The sequence below is a fragment of the Wenzhouxiangella sp. YN1 genome (assembly GCF_056324145.1).
Genome location: NZ_JBJNIO010000016.1, coordinates 1 through 318 on the forward strand (window position 1 = coordinate 1; position 318 = coordinate 318).

Annotated in this window: 1 protein-coding gene; it reads right to left on the bottom strand. The window is 61.3% G+C overall.

All coding sequences use genetic code 11. The annotated features are described in order from the left end of the window. On the bottom strand, window positions 1–221 hold a 221-nt coding region (locus ACEWQZ_RS00030), incomplete at its 3' end, for a helix-turn-helix domain-containing protein (protein ID WP_476481027.1). Window positions 222–318 lie beyond the last annotated feature (97 nt).

Sequence of the window (318 nt, forward strand, 5' to 3'; positions counted from 1 at the left end):
GCGATGAAATGATCCCGCACCGAAGCGGCGATGCGATTGTTGCCGGGCCGGCCACGATGCCTTGAGGCCAGGCCTGCCGCCCCTTCGGCGCGGAAGGCCCGAACCAGCCGCTTGACGTGGCGAACGCTCAGCCCCAGATGAAGCGCCGCCTCACGCTGGATCAGCGTGCCGTCAACCACCTTCCGGATGACACCCACCCGATCCAACTCCCTGTGACTCATGGCAATCGTCTCCCGATCCATGGCCCCGCTCCTTGTCAGAACAAAAAGGGGACACTTTAACTTTGTGGAAAGGGGACATTAGTGCTTTGGGCTAACA